The sequence below is a fragment of the Hyphomicrobium sp. genome, assembly GCF_036262015.1.
Classification (GTDB): Bacteria; Pseudomonadota; Alphaproteobacteria; order Rhizobiales; family Hyphomicrobiaceae; genus Hyphomicrobium_C.
In genome coordinates this window covers 39,574-54,954 of the sequence record NZ_DATAJR010000006.1, presented here as the reverse complement: position 1 = coordinate 54,954, position 15,381 = coordinate 39,574, and the positions used below count along the sequence as shown (strand labels likewise).

Annotated in this window: 12 protein-coding genes; 4 read left to right on the top strand and 8 right to left on the bottom strand. The window is 63.6% G+C overall.

Annotated elements, in window-relative coordinates:
- Positions 1-13: 13 nt before the first annotated feature.
- Both thpR and VHO05_RS05795 read left to right on the top strand, forming a co-directional pair.
- The gene (gene thpR / locus VHO05_RS05800; protein ID WP_329645651.1) at positions 14-580 is read left to right on the top strand and encodes an RNA 2',3'-cyclic phosphodiesterase; all 567 of its coding nucleotides are present in this window, start codon (positions 14-16) and stop codon (positions 578-580) included.
- Positions 581-639: 59 nt separating this feature from the next.
- The gene (locus VHO05_RS05795; RefSeq protein WP_329645650.1) at positions 640-2,028 is read left to right on the top strand and encodes an MFS transporter; all 1,389 of its coding nucleotides are present in this window, start codon (positions 640-642) and stop codon (positions 2,026-2,028) included.
- A 3-nt stretch (positions 2,029-2,031) separates the two neighbouring features.
- Here the strand turns inward: VHO05_RS05795 and VHO05_RS05790 are convergent, their stop codons facing one another.
- The 6 genes from VHO05_RS05790 to htpX all read right to left on the bottom strand — a co-directional run bounded on the left by VHO05_RS05790 (position 2,032) and on the right by htpX (position 10,345).
- Positions 2,032-3,696 carry an FMN-binding glutamate synthase family protein gene (locus VHO05_RS05790; RefSeq protein WP_329645649.1) on the bottom strand — a complete coding sequence of 555 codons (1,665 nt, stop codon included), beginning with the start codon at positions 3,694-3,696 and terminating at the stop codon, positions 2,032-2,034.
- A gap of 134 nt (positions 3,697-3,830) precedes the next feature.
- The gene (locus VHO05_RS05785) at positions 3,831-4,328 is read right to left on the bottom strand and encodes a GNAT family N-acetyltransferase (protein ID WP_329645648.1); all 498 of its coding nucleotides are present in this window, start codon (positions 4,326-4,328) and stop codon (positions 3,831-3,833) included.
- 16 nt (positions 4,329-4,344) lie between these two features.
- Entirely contained in the window at positions 4,345-5,928 is a 1,584-nt protein-coding gene (gene purH, locus VHO05_RS05780; protein WP_329645647.1) for a bifunctional phosphoribosylaminoimidazolecarboxamide formyltransferase/IMP cyclohydrolase, read from the bottom strand.
- A 51-nt stretch (positions 5,929-5,979) separates the two neighbouring features.
- A complete protein-coding gene (locus tag VHO05_RS05775) occupies positions 5,980-7,680 on the bottom strand; it encodes a heparinase II/III family protein (protein ID WP_329645646.1) in 1,701 nt (566 codons plus the stop codon).
- A 239-nt stretch (positions 7,681-7,919) separates the two neighbouring features.
- A complete protein-coding gene (locus VHO05_RS05770; RefSeq protein WP_329645645.1) occupies positions 7,920-9,263 on the bottom strand; it encodes an RsmB/NOP family class I SAM-dependent RNA methyltransferase in 1,344 nt (447 codons plus the stop codon).
- A gap of 125 nt (positions 9,264-9,388) precedes the next feature.
- Positions 9,389-10,345 carry a zinc metalloprotease HtpX gene (htpX, locus tag VHO05_RS05765; protein WP_329645856.1) on the bottom strand — a complete coding sequence of 319 codons (957 nt, stop codon included), beginning with the start codon at positions 10,343-10,345 and terminating at the stop codon, positions 9,389-9,391.
- Between the two features lie 148 nt (positions 10,346-10,493).
- On the opposite strand from htpX, the gene VHO05_RS05760 reads away from it, so the two are divergent.
- Together VHO05_RS05760 and VHO05_RS05755 are read left to right on the top strand one after the other, a co-directional pair.
- Complete coding sequence (locus VHO05_RS05760) at positions 10,494-10,721, top strand: succinate dehydrogenase assembly factor 4 (protein ID WP_329645644.1); 228 nt, start codon at positions 10,494-10,496, stop codon at positions 10,719-10,721.
- Positions 10,722-10,905: 184 nt separating this feature from the next.
- Positions 10,906-11,580 carry an extensin family protein gene (locus VHO05_RS05755; protein ID WP_329645643.1) on the top strand — a complete coding sequence of 225 codons (675 nt, stop codon included), beginning with the start codon at positions 10,906-10,908 and terminating at the stop codon, positions 11,578-11,580.
- 3 nt (positions 11,581-11,583) lie between these two features.
- On the opposite strand, the gene VHO05_RS05750 is transcribed toward VHO05_RS05755, so the two are convergent.
- Both VHO05_RS05750 and acnA read right to left on the bottom strand, forming a co-directional pair.
- Positions 11,584-12,390: a DUF1223 domain-containing protein gene (locus VHO05_RS05750; RefSeq protein WP_329645642.1), complete on the bottom strand. Its 807-nt coding sequence runs from the start codon at positions 12,388-12,390 to the stop codon at positions 11,584-11,586.
- Positions 12,391-12,580: 190 nt separating this feature from the next.
- Complete coding sequence (gene acnA / locus VHO05_RS05745; RefSeq protein ID WP_329645641.1) at positions 12,581-15,310, bottom strand: aconitate hydratase AcnA; 2,730 nt, start codon at positions 15,308-15,310, stop codon at positions 12,581-12,583.
- Positions 15,311-15,381 lie beyond the last annotated feature (71 nt).

The following is a 15,381-nucleotide window of genomic DNA, read 5'->3' as shown; positions in this document are numbered from 1 at the left end:
CGGATCGTTGCCTATGCCTCGTCTCTTCACCGGCCTCGAACTGCCCGATGCACTGACCGAGCATCTCGCCGATCTCGCGAGGCCGCTCGCGGGCGCGAAATGGATCGAGCCGCAGGACATGCACCTGACGCTGCGCTTCGCGGGCGATATCGACAACCCGACAGCCAATGAATTCCACGCCGCGCTGTCGACCATCGACGAAGCAGCGTTCGAACTCACGATCTCAGGGTTCGGCGCATTCGGTGGGCAGCAGCCGCGCACCTTGTGGGCCGGCGTCGAGAGCAATCCCTGGCTCGATGCCTTGGCACGCGCCAACGAGCGGGCGGCACGGAGTGCCGGTCTACCGCCCGACAAGCATGGCTTCAAACCTCATGTGACGATGGCGCGGCTCAAAGGCACGCGGCCGGAGGCTGTCGCACGCGTGCTCGAGGAGCTCGGCGCATTCCGCAGCAAGCCGTTTCAGGTGGAGCGCTTCTTCCTGTTCTCCTCGCGGCCGAAAGTCGGAGGTGGGCCCTACGTTATCGAGGACGCATTCGAACTTCGCGGCGCCGAGTATGCCCAGCACTGGGCCGACCGCTAAAGAAGATGCCCCAATTCCACCGGCTGTTCTAAGATCGCGCCAACAGACCGGGGGACACCATGCTCAACACCGCTACCGCCGCAAACGTGCGCGCACCACGCCGGGCGCTCGTTTCATGGGTGCTCTTCGATTGGGCGGCCCAGCCTTACTACACCCTGGTTTTGACTTTTCTTTTCGCGCCGTACTTCGCCAACGCGGTGGCCTCCAATCCGACCCAAGGGCAGGCGCTCTGGGGGTACGCAGCGGCGGCCGCCGGCATCATCATCGCGCTCGGCAGCCCGTTTCTTGGCGCGGTCGCGGACGGCGGCGGGCGTCGCAAGCCCTGGATGGCGTTATTCTCGATCCTCTTCATCGGCGGGCTCGCGACGCTTTGGCTGGCGGCGCCGGGGGCCGACACGGCAACGATCGCCCTTGTCCTGGCCGCTTTCGTGGTGGCCACGGCCATGGCCGAGTTCACGACCGTATTCACCAATTCGATGATGCCGAGCCTGGTGCCACGGGGTGAACTCGGGCGCCTCTCCGGCATCGGATGGGCTGTCGGCTACGCGGGCGGGCTGTTGAGCCTCGCGATCATGGCCGGGCTTATTGTTGGGGACCCGACCACCGGTCGCACGCTGCTCGGACTCGAACCGCTGATCTCGCTCGACGCTGCGACGCGCGAGGGCGACCGGCTGGTCGGTCCGTTCTCCGCGATCTGGTATGCGTTGTTCATGATCCCGTTCTTCCTGTTCGTGCCGGACACGCGACGCGGTACGGATGCGGCGGGCACGCGCCCGGCCACCGAAGTCCTCTGGCAGACGCTGCGCGAATTGCCGTCGCATCGCGACATGCTGTTCTTCCTGATCGCGCGCATGATCTATACGGACGGCCTGGCGGCGATCTTCGCCTTCGGCGGGATCTACGGCGCGTCTGTGTTCGGATGGGGCGCGATGGAGCTGGGTCTATTCGGCATCGTGCTGACGCTGGCCGGTGTTTTCGGCGCGGTGATCGGCGGCGTGCTCGACGACAGAGTCGGATCGAAGACCGTCATCATCGTCTCATTGCTGCTGCTGCTCGCCGGGTCGCTCGGAATTCTCTCCGTCGACACAAACCACGTCCTCTACTTCAGCGAGGTGGTTCCCAAGGCGGCGGGCTCAGAGCCCTTCTCCTCGACGGGCGAGAAGGTGTTTCTGGCGTTCGCGGTGATCGTCGGCCTTGTCGCGGCGCCGGTCCAGGCCGCGAGCCGTGCGCTCCTCGCACGATTGGCTCCGCCGGACAAGATCACGCAGTACTTCGGCCTGTTCGCCTTCTCGGGAAAGGTCACGGCGTTCATGGCGCCCCTGATGGTCGCGGCCGTCACGCAGGCGACGGACAGCCAGCGTCTCGGCATGGCTTCGATTGCGATCTTCCTGATCGCCGGGTTTGTTCTGATGCTCGCGGTCCGCGCGCCGCATAAGGCCGCGACGTAAGCGCTACTCGGCTGCGATAACGTGCGGAAGCGTCACGACGCTTTCGTACGGGTCAAAACTATCCGCATTGGCGACAGACCATGCGTGCGCATAGCGGAGATCGTTCGTGCCCGAGAGCAGCTCGCCCGGTTTCAACGGGCGGTAGAGCTCGGCAAATGTCACGACGCGGTCGGGCGCGGCACGATGCATGAAGTGATGGGGCTTCAGATCATGCGGGTGGTTCAGTCCGGCCGCCGCGATGAGTTCAGCCAGCGCCTTCACCGTTTGCTTGTGGAACTGGGCAACACGTTCGGCCTTGCTCGGGACATCGATGCCGCGCTGGCGCGCGGGATCCTGCGTGGCGACACCTGTGGGGCAACGGTCCGTGTGGCACTGCTGAGCCTGGATGCATCCGACCGCGAACATGAACCCGCGCGCGGCATTGCACCAGTCCGCACCGAGGGCCATCACGCGCGCCAAGTCGAATGCGCTCGTGATCTTGCCCGACGCGCCGATCTTGATGCGGTCCCGGAGGTTGGCTCCGACGAGCGCCGAGTGGACGAACGCCAATCCGTCCCGCAGCGGCATTCCCATGTGGTCCATGAACTCGAGAGGCGCAGCTCCGGTGCCGCCCTCCTTGCCATCGACGACGATGAAATCCGGCGTGATGCCCGTCTCGAGCATCGCCTTGACCACGGCGAGGAATTCCCACGGATGGCCGATGCAGAGCTTGGTGCCGATCGGCTTGCCTGCCGACAATCTACGCAGCTCGGCGACGAAGCTCATCAGCTCGATGGGATTCGAAAAGGCGGGATGGCGTGCCGGAGAAATGCAATCGCGTCCCGGCTCGACGCCGCGGATGCGGGCGACTTCTTCCGTGACTTTCGCGGCCGGCAGCACACCGCCATGCCCCGGCTTAGCGCCTTGAGAGAGCTTGATCTCCACCATCTTGACCTGCGGATTGGCGGAGATCTGTGCGAATTTTTCCGGTGAGAACGAGCCGTCTGGATTGCGGCAGGCGAAGTAGCCAGACCCAATCTGAAGGATGATGTCACCGCCATTCTCGCGATGATAAGGCGTGAAGCCGCCCTCTCCCGTGTCGTGCGCGAAACCGCCCATCGCCGCACCCTTGTTGAGCGCGCGGATGGCATTGGCCGAAAGCGAGCCGTAGCTCATCGCGGAGATATTGAAGACGGACGCCGAATAAGGCTGCGCGCACTGAGGTCCGCCGATCAGAATGCGGAACGGAACGTGCGCCGGCTCCTTCGGCGCCATGGAATGATGCAGCCACTCGTAACGGTTCTCATAGACATCGTACATCGTGCCAAACGGGCGCTTGTCGAGTTCCTTCTTGGCGCGCTGATAGACGATAGCGCGCTTGTCGCGTGGGAACGGAGAGCCGTCCTTGTCCGCTTCGAAGAAGTACTGGCGCATCTCGGGGCGAATATTCTCGAGAATGAAGCGCAGGTGCGCTGCAATCGGATAGTTGCGCAGAATGGCATGCTTCGTCTGCATCACGTCGCGCACGCCAAGGGCGGCGAAGAACGAGAAGAACGCGAGCAGCGGAAGCGTGACGTAGAGGGTGTCGGACGGGGCCGCGAGAGCGGCGAGGGCGACCACGAGGGCGCCCGTTACGGCAACCGTTAACAAAAGGTAGCGCGGTGTGAGGGTCAGGAGCAGAAGGCGCATGATCGTACCCTTGGGGTATCCCGAGCGCCGCCGAAGGCGCGATTTGCCTCCAATTTAATCGAAATAATTATACGAACGTTTGACGTCGGAAGTACGAATGCGCTCCCGGTGCAGATTCAACGAACTGCGGACGCCTACGGCCGCCGCGCGACCATGAACCAAGCCGGTCCGGTTTGCGGATCGTGCCAGACCCGCTGCCAGCGAAAGCCAGCCTTCTCGTAAGCGCGCACAGCCCGCTCGTTCTTGACCGATGGGAAGACGCATACCGCAACGGCAAGCGTCGTTGCGAAGACCTCGTCGCGCAGCAGCGCAAGCGCGACTTGGCCTACGCCCTTGCCGCGATGCTCTTCGGCAGCGACGAAGAGATCGAGATCCCAGGTTCCGGGCTCGAGTTCGTCGGGAAGGTTGTCGCCCCACAGTGTCGCGTCGACGGCGTGAGCATAGCCGACGGGCCCGCCATCTGCTTCGATCAAGCGGCAGAGGGCGTGCTCCGAAGCGAGAGCCATGTTGACTTCGGCTTCGGTCGCGGAGACCGGCCCCCACCAGTCCTGAATGTCCGGCATGGCCAGCCAGCGTCGAATGAGGGCGAAGTCGGCCCGCGTCGCTGGCTTCAGGGTTATGCGGGCCGCCATCACATATCTTTATGGTCTAGTGCCGGAAATGACGCATGCCGGTCAGCACCATCGCGAGACCTTGCTCATCGGCAGCACGGATGACCTCCTCGTCGCGCATGGAGCCACCAGGCTGAATGACGGCCGTGGCGCCGGCTTCCGCTGCAGCAAGCAATCCATCCGCGAATGGGAAGAAGGCATCGGATGCAACCGCCGAGTCCTTGACGTCGAGACCGGCCATCTCCGCCTTGATGGCCGCGATGCGCGAGGAGTTCACCCGACTCATTTGGCCGGCGCCGATGCCAACCGTCGCGCCGCCCTTGGCATAGACGATGGCGTTCGACTTCACGAACTTGGCCACCTTCCAGGCAAACAGGAGATCGGCCATTTCTTCCGAAGTCGGCTGACGTTTGGTCACGATCCGCAAGCTGTCGTAGAGGGCAAGATCGGCGTCCTGCACCAGCAGACCGCCTGTCACCGTCTTGGTGTCAAAACGCTGCGCAGGAACAAGCGGCCAAGCTCCGGTGACCAGCAGCCGGACGTTCTTCTTCGCCGCAACCGCCTCTTTTGCTTGGTCCGTGACGGAGGGCGCGAGGATGACCTCGACGAACTGACGATCGACGATCTGCGCGGCGGTCTCGGCGTCCAGCTCACGATTGAACGCGATGATGCCGCCGAATGCGGACTCGGGATCGGTGCGATAGGCGCGATCGTATGCGGCAAGCAACGTATCGCCTTCCGCCACGCCGCATGGATTGGCGTGCTTGACGATGACGCAAGCCGGTTTGTCAGAAAACGCCTTCACGCACTCGAGCGCGGCGTCGCTGTCCGCCACGTTGTTGTACGACAGCTCTTTCCCGAGGATTTGCTTGGCACTTGCGACCGTTCCAACAGGCGCATTGGGGGATACGTAGAATGCGCCGCGCTGATGCGGATTCTCGCCATACCGCATGTCGATCGCTTTGCGGTATTGCGTGGTGTAGGTCGGCGGAAAGCCAGCCGCAGAGCCCTCGGAGCTTTCAGCCACCGCGCCGAGCCAATTGCCGATCGCTCCATCGTAGGCCGCCGTACGCGCGTAAGCCTTCGCCGCGAGCCGCTTCCGGAATTCCGGCGTCGTACGGCCGCCGTGGGCCGACATTTCCTTCAACAAGGGCTCGAAGTCGGCGCCATCGACGATGACCGTCACCGACGCGTGGTTCTTGGCGGCCGCGCGGATCATGGCCGGACCGCCGATGTCGATGTTCTCGACGCAATCGTCGAACGAAGCGCCGCTCGCAACCGTCTGCTCGAACGGGTACAGGTTCACGATCAGGAGATCGATCGGATCGATCTTGTGCTTCTCTGCCTGGCTCACGTGCTCGGCATTTCCGCGCACACCAAGCAGGCCGCCATGAATCTTCGGATGCAGCGTCTTTACGCGCCCATCCATGATCTCCGGAAACCCGGTCACTTCCGCCACGTCGGTGACCGCGAAACCCGCGCCTTTGAGTTTCGCCGCCGTGCCGCCCGTCGAGATCAGCTCGACATTGCGCTCGGCGAGCGCCTGGGCGAGGTGCTCGAGCCCCGTCTTGTCGGAAAGCGAGATGAGCGCGCGGCGAATCTTCGGGTTTGGGTCCTGCATCGGTCGTGACGTATCCTTGACGTTGCGTGTTTTAGAGTTTGAGCACCAAATCTACTGGCCTTCCACCACCCAGCGCACCTCTGTCTCTCCGAAGGTGGCGCCCCGCGCAACGATTTGCAGGGAGCGCCGTGGGCCAGCGGAATCGGCGAAGTACGTGCTTTCCTCGATGGCGAGGTGCGCGCCTTCGAGGCTGAACCACCAGGTATCGCCACTCGGGAGCTGGATGATGGCGACGTTCGGGTTGTCACTGCGCCGGCAGCGCACCGCCGGGTGAAGGTGGAAGTGGACGGCGAAAGGAATGTCCTGGCGTAGGCGCAGCGTACCTTGCCTGCCGGACAGGCGGTCGATACCCAACAAGCGGCGTCCGGAGCCGTTGAGCGCGAGTGTGCGCCGGTGCAACAGCTCGAAACGGCGGATGTAGCCGTTGTGCTGCGCTTCGATCTCAAGCGTGTCGTCGTGGGCTCGGATCCTCGCTTCAACCTCGTCGGGGTAGCGGATCGGGGGACCGCCCACCAGCTCTTCGAGCGTCTTATGCCGGATCAGTTTCGAGGACGACTTTTCGCGCAGACAGAGCGTGTTGTGGCTTGCCGTCGCGCGGGAGGCCGCGCGCCATTCGCTATTCGACGCCGACGGCGCGCCGCCATTGACGAGCATGAGCTCGGTGCCGACGCTGAATTCGAATGACAAACAGCCGGCATGCGCTTCTGCTGCCGCTTCGAGCGGTGGGGGAGAGCCGGCATCCATGATGAGCGTGGAGACGCCGCGTTCGATCCTCAAATAGCGCGAGGCGGGTGCCGCGGTCGGGATGGTGCCGGGGTTGTCGTCATAGACGAGCACGGTCGCGAGGCCCGCGGGTGAAGCGACACCCATCCCGTTGAAACGGGCGAGCATCCCATCGCCAAGGCGCATGTATTTCAGCATGGCCAGCATCGACCTCAGGACCGTGCCGAGCTCCGGCGGTGCCGTGCGGCTGCGTGCGACAAAGCACTGGCGGAGCGGCAAGAGGTCGAGGATCAGCTCCACGAGGATGCCGGGATTGCGGCTGATGTGACCGCCATCGGAGAGGATCTGACGATCCAGCTCCTGCACGAACATCTTCTCGGTTTCGGGGACCTGTCCTTCGTGCCCGGAGATGCAGAGCTGTGCGAGCAGCAACGCCAGAAGCGAAAGAAGCCGTGGATAGCCGCTCGGACTGTTGCGCCAGCTCGCGGCCAAGTGGACGAGCTGGATACCAAGGCTCTCGGTCAGGATATCGTACGTCTCTGCGTCGGCATCTTCGAGCAGCAGTGCCGAATGAGAGATCCAGGAGATGAGGCGGCGTCCAGTGACGTCCGGCTCCCACGCCAGCCCCCCGCCGCCCCCCCGATGGCGCAGTGCCCATTCGGCGGCGAGAAGGCGTGCCGTCTCACGGGCCTCGGGCCGGGCCGCGGCTGCGAGGTGACGCAACCAGCCAAAGCCGTGCAGCTCCTGCGCCCAGCCTTCACCCGGCGGCACGAGATCGAACGGCGAGATCTCGTCGGCCATCGCCACGGCACCGGCAAGGCCAAACTGTCCAACTTCGACTTCCGCCCAGAAACTCGGGTCGGCGGTGCGCAAATCCTGCGGGACGATCAGAAGCTGCTCGGAGGCGGTTGCACCGAACTGCCAGCGGAAGGGCGGCGAGTAGAGGACGGACGAAATCGCGCCGCGCCGCAGGCGATCTGCAGCGAGATGCGTAATTCTGATCCGCTCCGAAAGCTTGAGCCGCGCCATTCCACCCCTCAGGCCGCGCCAACAGCGATAGATCTAGGGTCGTTCCGGCTTTAGTTGAAACGCGGACCGACCCTAGTTCTTTGTTTTGTCGTGCTTCTTATCGGAAAACCGGTTCCCACTTTTCCGGAAGCACTCTAGCCGCAGATGCCGACTGGCTTCCGGCCGATGGTAGCATGCCGGTTTCCCTCCTCAATCTGCGGCGTGATTTCATGCGCAAGAACGGTGGGTAAATCTTAGGCTCAAGCCTGCTTTTGCAGGCGTGCGGCATAAAACCCGTCGAGCCCGGAAAGCCCCGGTTCGGCTCGTGAAAGATGGTTCGGCAAGGTGCGCAGATCACCGTCGGGCGTGAGCCAATCCGCAGGGATGCCGGCCTCTCCGGCCGCGACCGGGACGCGGACAAAATCCGCTTGATCGGCCAGGAAGCGCGCCACCTGGGCCGGGCCCTCTTCGGGTTCGAGCGAGCACGTGCAGTAGACCAGCCGTCCCCCCGGCCGCACGATCGAGGCCGCCTGATCGAGCAGACGCCGCTGGAGCGCGACACGCTCCGAAACGTCGTCCTTGCGCTTGAGGTGGAGAATATCCGGATGGCGCCGAATGGTTCCGGTGGCGCTGCAGGGCGCGTCGAGCAACACGGCATCAACGCTGTCAGCGGGCTTCCAGGTCGTAACGTCCGCCTCGACAATTTCCGCTTCGAGCGCAAGCCGCGCGAGGTTCTCCTTCAGCCGCCGGATCCGGGTCGCCGAGTGATCCACCGCCGTGACCTTCGCGCCCCATGCTGCGAGCTGCGCCGTCTTTCCGCCGGGAGCGGCGCAGAGATCGGCAACACGCAGACCCGAGACCGGGCCAAGCAGGCGTGCAGGCAGGGCCGCCGCTGCATCCTGAACCCACCAGGCCCCATCGACATAGCCTTCCAGATCCTCAACGCGTCCGGCGCGCGCGAGGCGCACGGATCCCGTTGAAAGCACCTCCCCGCCCAAGCGCGAGGCCCAGGCTTCGGCCTCCGACTTGACGGAGAGATCGAGCGGCGCCTCGCGCAACGAGGCGGCCGCGATCTCACGCGCCAACACGTCGCCGTACGCCTCGCTCCAGCGCGACATCAGCCAGGTCGGCACGTTGGCGGCGACGGGATCCGCGCGCGCCATGATCTCCTTGCCGGCCGTGGACACACGCCGCAGAACCGCATTGGTGAGCTTGTCGAAGCGTTGCGTCTTGCGATCTTCCCGGCACTGGTCGACCGCAATACTGATCGCTGCATGGGGCGGCGTATCGAGAAGCAGGAGCTGCGCTGCGGCGGATAGCAGGATGGGATGGAGGCGTCCGCAGTCCGCGGGCAGGGGTTTTTCCAAGAAGGAATTGATGACTGATTGCAGCTCCCCCTTGTGGCGGAGCACGGTCATGACGATCAGACGGGCCAGCGCCCTGTCACGCGGCTCGCGGACGCCGGAGCGCTCAACACCGGCTTCGAAGGCGTCCTCGAGGGGACGGCCCTTGTCCAGGATGGCAGCGAGAGCGCCAACGGCAAGCGCGCGCGCCGAATAGCCGGAGGGCTTCGGACGCTGCGCATGGTGTGGCGGAGAGGGCATCGAGGCGTTGGACCGAAGTTGCGCTGAAGGATCAAGTGCAGCCCGCGGCACGATCGCGGCGGCCTGCCTGCGCTTCCTTGGCGGGAGAGCGCAGGTCCGTCAAGCGGATGATTTCACCGTGCTCTTTAGCCCCAAGGACCGCCGGATTGCGACGGTCCCGACCATGGACCGGAGGAGCCGGTTTGGCCAGACGGGAGCCGGCCGCCAAGGTCGATGCCCGAGCGGCGCATCTCCTGCGCCAGCGCCTCAAGAGCAGCGATACGGTTCTCCGTATTCGGGTGGGTCGAGAACAGGTTGTCCATGCCCTGCCCGGTCAGCGGATTGATGATGAACATATGCGCAGCGGCGGGAACCTGTTCGGCTTCCTCATTCGGAATGCGGCGCGCAGCGGTATCGATCTTCATCAGCGCCGACGAGAGCCAAAGAGGGTTGCCGCAGATGAGCGCGCCCATGCGGTCGGCGCTGTACTCGCGCGACCGGCTGATCGCCATTTGCACCAGCATGGCGGCGAACGGCGCCACGAGCATGGCGAGGAGCGCGCCGATCATGCCGATGCCGCCTCCGCGCTCATCGCGATGGCCGCCGAACATCATGCCGAATTGCAGATACTGGGCGAGCATGGAGATTGCGCCGCCGATCGTCGCCGCCACCGTCATGGTCAGCGTGTCGCGGTTCTTGATGTGCGCAAGTTCGTGCGCGATGACGCCGGCGATCTCCTCGCGGGAGAGCATGTCGAGCAAGCCGGTGGACGCGGCGACGGCCGCGCGGGACGGGCTGCGGCCGGTCGCAAACGCATTCGGCTGCGGGTTCTCCATGACATAGACGCGCGGCATCGGCAGGCCGGCCCGCTGCGCCAGATCGCGAACGAGGCCGTAGTATTCGGGCGCGGACCGCTCGTCGACCTCATGGGCCCCGAACATCTTGAGGACCATGGTGTCCGAATTCCAGAAGCTGAACACGTTCATGGCGAGCGCCACAAAAAAAGCGATGATCATTCCCTGCTGGCCGCCGATCGCCGCGCCCAAAGCGACGAAAATCGCGGTCAAAGCCGCGAGAAGGGCAGCAGTCTTGGCGTAGTTCATCGGCATTCCGTCACTCCAACCCTGTACCGCCATTCGACGCTCGGGCCCAGATGCCCGCTACGCCGCATCGCGCGCACATTCGGTCCTGCTATATAGGAAAGACGTGAGCCGACGACCAGGATCCTTAGGGAGAGAGTTCGGGTATCCGATGACCCAGAGCCAAGACGAACCCACCGCAGCTCCGTCTTCCGACAATGCGGCACCGACCAGCGCCCTCTCTCCGGCGGCGCGGCGGGCGCTCGCCGAGGCAGCAGAGCGCCGTGCTGCGGCCGACCGCACCGCAGAGGACCGGCAGCCGGAGCTCGGCGGACCTGCAGGCCCCGAACCGACCCGCTACGGCGATTGGGAAAAGGGCGGGATCATCAGCGACTTCTGAGCCTCTCCGTAACCCTCGGGGTTTCGAGGCGGCGAGAAACCCACTAGGGTAAACGGCGGGGACACGCTCGAGTTGATTGCTCGTGTGCGCCATCGTTCGCGGATCTGGGGATCGGCGGATCGGCGCCCGAGGTGCAGGGGGAGCTATGCGGCAAAGGCCACGGCGTCTTTTTTCGAAGCTTCTTTTGCTTTTGGTTTTTTTCCTAGCCGCGGCAGGCGCTTTCTGGTTCGGCCTCGTTCCGCAGCGATTCAGCCCGTTCAGCCCGATTTCGCTCGAAAAAGGACGACCCTTTTTCGTCGATCCCAAACTGTCGTCGCTGCGCTTCGATCCCGACCTTTGCCTCGCAGTTCTCAAGGAACCGCACATCGACGCGACGCCGATCCCGGATCGCGTCTCGGACAACAATTGCGGCTGGACCAACGCGGTGAAGTTCACACAGACCGGCGGGGCGAAAATCGGCGTCGAGCCGCTCACCTGCGAGATGGCTGCGGCGCTCACGCTGTGGGTGGAGCACGAGGTTCAACCACTCGCCAAGGAGATGTTCGGCCAAGAGGTCGTGCGGCTCGGCGATATGGGGACCTACGATTGTCGCAACATCGTCGGCAATCCGTTCTGGAAAGGCGTGCGCAGCCAACATGCGAGTGCCAATGCCATCGATATCTCTGGCTTCACGCTCGCAGACGGGCGCTCGATCTCCGTTCTCAAGGACTGGAAACGCAAAGGCCCCGAAAGCGAATTCCTGCGTGAGGCGCATCGGCGCGCGTGCCGATATTTCCGGGTCGCGCTCGGTCCCGATTTCAATGCGGCGCACGCCAACCACTTCCATTTCGATCGCGGTCTGATGTGGAGCTGCAAGTAGCGGCTATTCGTTCAAGCTCGCGGCGCCGATGATCGGGCCCGCGTTGGCTTCCTGAATGAGGACAACCAGATCTTCCGTTTCGGGCCGCATGATCGCAGCACGGGAAAGACGGATCGTTGTCGGACGGCCGTTCCAAATGCCAACCGGCGTCAACTCGCGCACGACATTGTAGTAGGTCAGAGTCTTGCCGCGATTTTCGCCGCCCTTCACTTCGACCTCGACGACCTTCTGAACCACCGCCAGCCAGATAGTGGTCTCTTTTGGCTCGGAGCCCTGAGGCAGGCTGCCGGTCTCGATGATGATGTTGTTGCCGTAGTGCCAGAAATGCACGGGAATGCGGCTGCTTCCGAGCGCGGTTTCCGTGGCATTGAGAGCCCGTTCGATCTCCGACTCGCTCGAACCCAGAACTTCCGCTGCCCCGTTGACGACAGCCTGCGGCGTATAAACCGTGCCGATTCCGAACCGTTGCGCATATTCGCGCTGGCGCTCGGCGTTGCGAGGACCGGCGAGCGTGTCCTTCCATCCGAGATAGTCCCAATAGTCGACCGGCAAAGTCAGTCCGATTACGTCCTTCTTGTCGATGAACAGCTTCAAAAGCGCATCGGCGGCGGGACAGTCCGAGCAGCCTTGGCTCGTGAACATCTCGATGACAGGACGCGGCTCTCGGGCGCTCGGCGTTTGCGCCGGAGGCTCGACCGGCTCTGCGGGCGCCTGGGCCAGAGCGAGGGTCGCCGCGAGAACGACGCAAGCTGCGGCAGCAGCGGAGCGGCTCAGGGCACGGAGAACTCTCGACCTGGATCTATCTTGCATGCTTGCGCTTTATCGACGGGCGGCCTCGCGCCGGCCAATCCTGCGCGCCCCCGATCGTCAGCCGCGTGTCGCCCTGATTGATAGGATCTCAAGCGCCGATGGTCCAGGGCATCCCGCCTGATTTTGCCAGGCCGGATGCCCTACGTAGTTTCCGGATCGGGCCAGAGCGGCAACCCGCACCCCGAATTCCTTACGCTGCGAGATTGCGGAGCACGTACTGCAGAATGCCGCCGTTCTTGAAGTACTCGATCTCGTCGAGGGTATCGATCCGGCAGACGAGAGGCACGACCTGCTTGGATCCGTCCGCCTTGGTGATGAGCGCATCGACCGTCTGCCGCGGCTTGAGGCTCGCAAGACCTCTGAGAGTCACGGTTTCGCTGCCGTCGAGACCGAGGCTTTGCCAACTGGTTCCGCTTTCGAAGACGAACGGGACGATGCCCATGCCGACCAGATTCGAACGGTGGATGCGCTCGAAGGACTGCGCGATGACCGCCTTCACGCCGAGGAGGTTCGTTCCCTTGGCGGCCCAATCGCGCGATGAGCCGTTGCCATATTCGACACCCGCGAACACGACGAGCGGCACGCCTTCGGCCGCGTAGCGCTGCGCGGCATCGTATATCGCAAGCCTCTCGCCCGAGGGATGATGAACGGTGTATCCGCCCTCGACGACGTTGCCGGTGGCATCCTTCACCATGTGGTTCTTGATGCGGATATTGGCGAAGGTGCCGCGCATCATCACCTCGTGATTGCCGCGCCGCGTGCCGTACTGGTTGAAGTCTGCCGGCTGCACGCCTTCATCGAGAAGATACTTGCCTGCCGGAGATGCCGCCTTGATGGAGCCGGCGGGCGAGATGTGGTCGGTGGTGATCTTGTCGCCGAACAGAGCAAGGACGCGCGCGCCTTCGATATCCGTGACGGGACGGGCGGACTTGGTGATGCCTTTGAAGTAGGGCGGGTTCTGCACGTACGTGGATTTGTTGTCCCACCCGTAGGTCAAACCGGTGCCCGCCTTGATCGTGCGCCAGCGGTCATCGCCGCGGAACACGTCCTCGTATTTCGACTTGAAGAGATCGCGCGAGATGTTTTCGGCAATGAACCTCTGGACCTCCTGGTTCGACGGCCAGATGTCCTTGAGATAGACCGGATTGCCGTCCTTGCCGGTGCCCAGCGGCTCGCTGGCGAGATCCGTGCTCACCGAGCCTGCGAGAGCATACGCCACGACGAGCGGCGGCGAGGCGAGGTAGTTGGCCTGAACGTCGGGACTGACGCGGCCTTCGAAGTTGCGGTTTCCAGACAACACGGCCGCAGCGACAAGACCGTTGTCATTAATCGCTTTGGAAATCTCGGGCGGAAGAGGACCGGAGTTTCCGATGCAGGTCGTGCAGCCGAAACCAACGAGATTGAATCCGACCTTGTCGAGATACTTCTGCAGGCCTGCCTTCTCGAGATAGGCGGCGACAACCTGACTTCCCGGCGCAAGTGAAGTCTTCACCCACGGCTTAGCCTTGAGCCCCTTTTCGGCGGCGTTGCGCGCCAAGAGACCGGCGGCGATGAGTACCGACGGGTTCGACGTGTTCGTGCAGCTCGTAATGGCGGCAATGACGACGTCGCCGTGGCCAAGCTCATATCCATGGCCTTCGACCTTTACGCGCTTCGCCTCTTCGCCCGGCTTTTTGTACTCACCCTCAAGGGCCGTAGCGAAGCCAGATTTGACGTCGGACAGCGCGATGCGACCTTCGGGCCGCTTCGGTCCTGCGAGCGAGGGGCCGACGGTTTTGAGGTCGAGAGATAGCGTGTCGGTGAAAACGGGATCGCCGGCGTCCTTCGTGCGGAACAGCCCCTGTGCCTTGCAGTACTCCTCGACCAGCGCAATACGCGACGGGTCACGCCCGGAGATCGTAAGATAGTTCAGCGTCTCGTTGTCGACCGGAAAGAACCCGCAGGTGGCGCCGTACTCGGGCGCCATGTTGGCGATGGTCGCGCGGTCGGCGAGCGTAAGGTTGTCGAGGCCCGGACCGTAGAACTCGACGAACTTGTTGACCACGCCCTTCTTGCGCAGCATCTGCGTCACGGTCAGCACGAGGTCTGTCGCGGTGACGCCTTCCTTCAACGCACCGTCGAGCTTGAACCCGATCACCTCGGGAATAAGCATCGATTGCGGCTGACCCAGCATGGCTGCTTCGGCTTCGATGCCGCCCACGCCCCAGCCGAGCACCGCCAAACCATTCACCATCGTGGTGTGGCTGTCGGTTCCGACGAGCGTATCGGGGTAGGCGAGCGTTTCGCCATTCGGGGTCGTCGCAGTCCAGACCGTTTGTGCGAGGTACTCGAGGTTGACCTGGTGGCAAATGCCGGTGCCCGGCGGCACGACGCGGAAGTTCGCGAAGGCATCCTGTCCCCATTTGAGAAACAGATAGCGCTCGCCGTTGCGGTCATATTCGAGCTCGACGTTCTTGCTGAACGCGTCGGCATTGCCGAAGGCATCGACGATGACGGAATGATCGATGACGAGATCCACCGGGACGAGCGGATTAATCTTCTTCGCGTCGCCGCCGAGGGTCAGCATGCCGTCACGCATCGCGGCGAGGTCGACGACAGCCGGAACGCCGGTGAAGTCCTGCATCAACACGCGCGCGGGGCGGAAGCCAATCTCCTTTTCAGCCTTGCCCTTGTTCTGAAGCCATTCCGACATTGCCACGACGTCGGCTTTGGTGACGGTGCGCCCATCCTCATGGCGCAACAGGTTCTCGAGGAGAACCTTCATCGCGTAGGGCAGCTTTGAGATGCCTGCGAGACCGTTCTTCTCCGCATCGATGAGCGAGTAGTAGACGTAGGTTTTACCGCCTACGGAAAGCGTCTTGCGGCAGTTGAAGCTGTCGAGGGAGGTTGGCGCAGATGTGGTGGTCGTAGAAGCGCTCACGTTTCTTCTCCTCAGAACAGGATTTATTGGGCTGACGCTATACAGCCCGTCGGCATGACCACCTCGTAGGG